General features: G+C 55.7%; 5 protein-coding genes. 1 reads left to right on the top strand and 4 read right to left on the bottom strand.

What is annotated here, in order from left to right; translation table 11 throughout:
• The coding region (locus VGE80_RS12435) for a hypothetical protein (protein WP_440592892.1) at positions 1–2,044 on the bottom strand (2,044 nt) is incomplete at its 3' end.
• Positions 2,045–2,429: 385 nt separating this feature from the next.
• Between VGE80_RS12435 and VGE80_RS12430 the strand changes: the two genes are divergently transcribed.
• A complete protein-coding gene (locus VGE80_RS12430; RefSeq protein ID WP_440592891.1) occupies positions 2,430–2,720 on the top strand; it encodes a transcriptional regulator in 291 nt (96 codons plus the stop codon).
• A gap of 287 nt (positions 2,721–3,007) precedes the next feature.
• Here VGE80_RS12430 and VGE80_RS12425 read toward each other — a convergent pair whose 3' ends face one another.
• From VGE80_RS12425 to VGE80_RS12415, 3 genes are read right to left on the bottom strand one after another with little or no spacing between them, the layout of a single operon-like run.
• The gene (locus VGE80_RS12425) at positions 3,008–4,690 is read right to left on the bottom strand and encodes a response regulator (protein WP_440592890.1); all 1,683 of its coding nucleotides are present in this window, start codon (positions 4,688–4,690) and stop codon (positions 3,008–3,010) included.
• A complete protein-coding gene (locus VGE80_RS12420) occupies positions 4,687–5,274 on the bottom strand; it encodes a chemotaxis protein CheB (protein ID WP_373652434.1) in 588 nt (195 codons plus the stop codon). The genes VGE80_RS12425 and VGE80_RS12420 overlap by 4 nt, the downstream gene beginning before the upstream one ends.
• A 17-nt stretch (positions 5,275–5,291) precedes the next feature.
• Positions 5,292–6,119 (bottom strand): CheR family methyltransferase, encoded by an 828-nt coding sequence (locus VGE80_RS12415; protein WP_373652435.1) that lies wholly within the window; start codon positions 6,117–6,119, stop codon positions 5,292–5,294.
• Between the last annotated feature and the right edge of the window lie 49 nt (positions 6,120–6,168).

The following is a 6,168-nucleotide window of genomic DNA, read 5'->3' as shown; positions in this document are numbered from 1 at the left end:
CCGGTCGACCAACCCCCATTCCCTGAAGGGTCTGGTCGATTTCGAGAACGCGGGCCATTTTCAACTTCGCCAGTTCGACACAGAGGTAGGCGCTTCGATCTTGAATGCTGGCGATCTGTTCGTTCAGTTCCGCGACGAGTTGCTGGTCCGACGTCAGCAGGATCGCGGCTGTCTGATCCAACCGTGGAAGACTGATCTTCACACCTCCTGCGGCCGGTTCGCGATTGAGATTTCTGAGGCGGCCGGTCGTCGTGATCTCCCACGCCGCTGCTGTCTCCCCCCCACCGGGAACGATGATCGACATATTCCGTGCGGCGAGTGGCCCAGGCACAAACTGGCTGTTTTCTTCGAGCCACATCGGCAACAGCAGGGCCCCCCGGTCCGATCCGATCATTGCCGCCGTGAGTTCACGTGATTGGTTCGCAGCCAGAATCTTCGCATTCCTCGCCCGACTTGCCGGACTGGCAGGGGGAGTGACAGGCCGAATTCCCCGGACGCCGATACTGTACTGCTGGCGTGGGGTATCGATGGCAAATGTGACCAGTTCGGGCTTACCACCCGATGCAATCCAGGGCTCGAAGAGTTGGAGTTCGAGATTCAGTTGCGACAGAGCCAGCAGTCGCTCACGTGCAGCCGGCGAGTCCTCGTCTAACGGAGTCGTCGTCCAGAAACCCAGTCCACGGCAACCCGCCCCCAAAGCGGCGTAGACCTGTAGCCGGATCTGTTCAGGCTCCAGCATCGGTCGCGTCCGCACGCCTCGAGCCAGATCGCTGACCTGAGGTGCCGGTTCCGTTTGAATCCAGGTAAAGCAGAATGAATCAGGCCACGCCTGCTCGCGTCGTTGAATCATCCAGTCACGATAGTCGGCCAGCGAGCAGATGCTGTGAATGACATGTCGACTGACTCCTAGCATGTCAACGTGCCGGGATACGAGCCGCTCGTTCTCGATCACATCTGCGGCAATGGGTCGCCGAACGCCCCGATCGGCGTCCCGGATCTGGTTGGTCCAGCTCGTCAGCTTGGGAGGACCATCCAGTTTCATGCGTGCTCCCAGCATCCAGAAAAGGACCGAAGACGTGTTCGTGCCGAATGGAAGCAGGCTGGCATCTTCAGAATCCAGTGCCTCACCGTCAGCCCCCTTTGCGTAGGGAGGTGCCGCAGTGACCCATAGCCCTTGCCGACGAAGTTGTCCGGTGACGACAGAATCTTCAAAATCAGGTACCCAGACGACATTGGCGCCGGCATCGGCCAGGACCTCCGGGCGCTCGTTCTGGTAGGTGATCATCCGGGGAAAGAACGGGCGATCCTCGACTGAAAGTCGGTGCAGTCGAAACTGAACAGGAATTCGTGCCGCGGCGACCGCCGGCCGCGGATTGTCGGTTGACTTCCCGGCCTGCTGAATCGATTCCGGGTCCATTCCCTTAAGTGTTTTTTCGTAAGCGACAAACGGCCTTACCGACAAATCATCCAAAGCAACGTCAGTGGGACCGGGTGGAAGCTGTCCCCCCAGAATCACTTGGTCGACGTACATCTCCCGCGGGTCACGAGTGATCTGTTTGAGCGCCCGCTTCAGTTGCAGTTGTTCTCGAACAGCCCGTTCCTTCGTCTGGCATTTCAATTGTTGCCACTGCCCCGGAGTCCGGTACTGGTCCCCGACAATGATGAGCGTGCACGGCGAATTGGTCTCAGGATCGATAAACTCGGGGAGGATGACTTTCAATGCGAGTGAAAATCCTTCCCGGTCCGATTTCACCCACACCGCCACCTCAAGCTCATCCAGTACAGTGGCGGGGGGTAATGGATGTTCAATCCGAACGGGCGTATTCTCTTTGAGGGAATTAACGCGAATGACTTCTGCGCCCCCCTCGCGACCCGCCCCACGTCGGCGCTGGTGGATCGCAAGACTTGCATCCTGTGCGCGCAGCCGCACCTGCCACGAATTTTCCGGCCCTTCAAATTCGGCCGTAAAATCCCCTGCATTAAGACTTGTTCGTGGAAGAAACCACAACGCCAACAGCACGACGATGAATGTCAATTTTGGCATGAATGGACTCGTCCCTGAGTACAAACTGGTCGGCTTCAAAGTCGCTTCGTTTCTGCAATCCAATTCGAGAGCGAATCTGACGGCATAACTTGTATAACCGATCAGATCCCCACTCCGGTGCGATGCGACCGCACCATCTGGGCAAATTCAATGATACACTCGCTTGTCGGCAATCCTTTTCGAGCGAGTTAAGTCGATAATCCTAATGGACTTCCCAAGAATCGCCTAGGTGAATTGTGACGGGACGGAACAATCGGCCGCAGATCCGCAAAACTGTGACGCCGACCAGTTTTTTGATTGTGAACGCTCCTGTCTGCAGAACACAATCGAATCACGAAGGCATGAGCCAGAGTACTGTACAAATTATGGCGAGAAGGAATCATTCGTGAGCCCAAGTAATCGACGGTTCAACATCCCAACTCCACAGGACGACGATGTCGTGCCTGAGGAGTTGTCTGAACTTGGACAATTGATTGACACGCTCTCGCCGACCCGACCTCCGGAACTGGACGTCGCCTTCCAACGCGTTCTGAACACGGCTCTCCGTCGCAATCAGACTCTGGAACGCGTACAGGAAGCCCTCTCACAACTGCGAGTCGATATCAAGTATTTGATGTTTGATCTCGAGATTACTCGCCGCGAGCGGGATGAACTGCGTCAACGGATGGAAGGCTAATCCTGCGGGTTAGTTACTTCGAGACTCTTTCCTGTCCGGCAAGTGTCCACAGAACCCTTCCCTACTGGAATAGGTCGTCCGTGTCGGCCGTTCCTGAACATCAACGCAGGGTCCCATCTGCATTCCCTCCGAGTGATGGATGTCCATGTTTGGATTTTCAGGCCGAATTCCACCGCCTCCTGGTCGTCGGCGCAGTGACGTTTTTCTCGTCATTGGCGCGGGACAAAGCTCTGCACCACTGAGCACAGTTCTTCAGTGGCAGCCAAATGTGATTCGTTGACGATGCCCTACTGATGAGGCTGGTCACCGTTCGTCTCGGAGACCGACGCCATCGGTCTCTGCACTTTGGCGCGCCGACGCTGAAGAACAAAGTCGTTTAAGGCGTCTTTCAAACTTTCCGGCTCCACAGGTTTTACGAAATGCCGGTGGAATCCCGCACCTTCTGTTTTTCGCCGGTCGTCGTCCTGCCCGTAGCCACTGAGGGCAATCAGATAAACATCCGACAAATTCGGCTCGGCTCGCAATGCATTCGCGAGTGAATACCCATCGATTGCGCCAGGAAGTCCCAGATCCGAGATGACGACCTCGGGCAATACCGACAATGCCAGCGCCAATCCCTCAGGGCCGTCATGTGCAACGCAGACATCATGGCCCATCAGGGTCAGCAGCATTTTGAGTGTGATGGCGGCATCGCGATTGTCTTCTACCAGCAGAATTCGTAACCGGCATTCTTCGTCCTGCGAGCTGTCACTCGCCAGCTTTTCGAGCTTTCCGATTGAATCTGGTTCGAGTGGAATCCGGAGCGTGAATTTGGAGCCTTTACCAACTCCATCGCTCTCGGCCACGACCGACCCGGAATGAAGCTCCACCAGACCTTTAACCAGCGCGAGGCCCAGTCCGAGGCCACCTTTGTCACGATCCAGCTTCTGGTCCGCCTGGGAAAAGGGCTCGAAAAGATTCTGAAGTACGGCCTCGTCCAGTCCCACCCCGGTGTCTCGAACGAAAATGACGGCCTGCGATGTCTGCACATCAGGCCAGGCTGAGATTTCAACTAACCCGCCGCGCGGCGTAAATTTGGCCGCGTTGTGCAGCAGATTACCGAAGATCTGGGCAATTCGAATTGGATCGCCAGAAGCCCACATCGGGGCTGCTGCCACATTCAGCTTCAGGGTGACCCCCGCGTCCGCCAGTGTCTGACGGTAGTCTTCTGTGGTTTGTCGCACGATTGCACCCAGATCGCACCGCTCAATCCGCAGGGCAATTTTCCCGCGCGCGATTCTTGCCACATCCAGCAGATCATCCACCAGACGGACCATGTGCGTTACCTGGCGGAAGATGATCTCGCGCGTCTGAGCGATCTCGACTTCTGTTACGCCTGGAAGCCTCAGGATTTCAACTGCGTTCCTGACCGGTGCAAGCGGGTTGCGCAATTCGTGCGCCAGCATAGCCAGAAAGTCGTCTTTCCTTTGGTCGGCGTCACGCAGCGCCTGCGCGTACATCAGGCTTTCTTTTAACAGCCGCTTGATCTCTTCCGACGCGGTTTTGAGTTCATCCCGTTGATGAGCGACTTCCTGACGCTGTTTGAAGAGCTCAAAGAAAACCTCAGCCTTGCTTTTGATCACGTCGGCTTCGATTGGCTTTTGAAGGAAATCGACCGCTCCCGCCTCGTACCCGCGAAAACGCCGATTCCAGTCCGAAGCCCCCGCCGTCAGAAAAATGATCGGAACGCGCCGAGTCCGCTCGCTTCCACGCATGAGTTCCGCCAGTTCAAATCCATCCATTCCCGGCATCTGAACATCGACGATGGCAAGAGCGACTTCCTCCTGAAGCAAATACTCAAGCGCTTCGACACCCGATCGGGCTTTCAGTAGAACCAGCCCCTCACGCCGTAGCAGTGCTTCGAGCGCGAAAAGATTCTCTTCCAGATCGTCAACAAGCAAAAAATAAACGGGTTCAACGGCGCTAGTCATCGCTGCAACACGGCCTCCATCAGGTAGGTTGCAATCTGTTGGAGGGTAAGGGCTCGAGCGTGAGTGCACGCATCGAGTGCTGACTGTGGCATTTCCCGAGCGAATGCCGTATCGGGTAATTGGACCAGAGCTGTACCACCGGCGTCTTCAATGGCTTTTAATCCTCGCGCCCCATCGCGGTTCGCTCCGGTTAAGATGACCCCAATCAGGTTCCGTCCGTAGACATCAGCGGCCGATTCGAACAGCACATCGATCGAGGGACGTGAGAAATACTCCGGTGCCTCGTTCGATAGCGAGAGGCGCCTGTTTTCTTCCACCAGCAGATGGTAATCGGGGGGTGCGAGATAAACAGTACCACCAGCGAGTGGCTCTTTGTCCTCGGCTTCGCAGACCCTGATCAGACACTTGTGGCTCAGGCATTCGGCGATCGAACTTTTCATATCGGGATGCAGGTGCACGACACAGAGAATCGGCACTGAAAACGTCGACGGGAGGGGGGACAACAACGTCGAAAGGGCCTCTAAAGCCCCCGCGGACGTACCGATCACAACGGCAGCGACCTGCTGTCGAGATTCTGCCTTCATGGTAGGGGCAAGCCCGTTCACGGCGTCCCTCGTTTCTGAAAAATGCGATCTTCGCGAGAGAATTCGGTAAATGAGTCTGCATAACGTGTGAAGCGCAAACTCTCTTTCGAACCCAATCCAAGAAATCCTTTGCGGACAAGCGAATCGACAAACAGCCCGATCGTTCGGTTCTGATTCTCCAAATCGAAATAAATCAAGACATTACGGCACGAGACAAAATGGACTTCTGCAAAAGCGGAGTCAGACACCAGGCTATGATCCGCGAAGACCGTTCGCATCCGCAAAGTCTTATCAAAAATGGCGCCGCGATAATTCGCTGTGTAATAGTCGGATAACGAGGATTTCCCACCGGACCGCTGATGATTTTCCGTAAATTTGGCGATCCGATCGAGCGAATACACCCCCGCTTCCGCCTGTTTCAACGCGTTCGGGTTTATATCGGTCGCGTAGAAGATCGTTCTGTCTTCCAAGTCTTCCTCACGGAACAAAATCGCTAAAGAATACAGCTCTTCCCCCGTACTGCATCCGGCCACCCATACTTTCAACGAGGGATAGGTCTTCAGGTGGGGTACCACGAGTTCCCTCAACGCCTTGTAGTAAGAGGGATCTCGGAACAGCTCACTGACCTGAACAGTGAGGTAGGACAACAGTGCCGGTAATACTGACTCATCGTGCAGAACGCGATCCTGCAGTTGAGAGATCGTCGTGCACTCAAAATGCTCTTTCGCCTGTTTCATCCTTCGTTTCACGGAGGCCATCGAGTAGCCACGGAAATCGTAGTGGTACTTCCTGAAGACCGCTTCCAGAAGCAGCCGCACTTCAATGTCCTCAGTTTTTCCGGTCACGACACACCCTCGTCGGTTACCTACCAGCGCATCCAGACACGAACAAGCG

This window comes from Schlesneria sp. (assembly GCF_036405755.1).
GTDB classification, from domain to species: Bacteria; Planctomycetota; Planctomycetia; order Planctomycetales; family Planctomycetaceae; genus Schlesneria; species Schlesneria sphaerica.
This window is presented reverse-complemented; position numbering and strand designations above follow the sequence as displayed.

Coding starts and splice junctions, on each gene's coding strand:
- VGE80_RS12425 (WP_440592890.1), bottom strand. CDS start 4,690: ATGACTAGCGCCGTTGAACCCGTTTATTTTTTGCTTGTTGACGATCTG.
- VGE80_RS12420 (WP_373652434.1), bottom strand. CDS start 5,274: ATGAAGGCAGAATCTCGACAGCAGGTCGCTGCCGTTGTGATCGGTACG.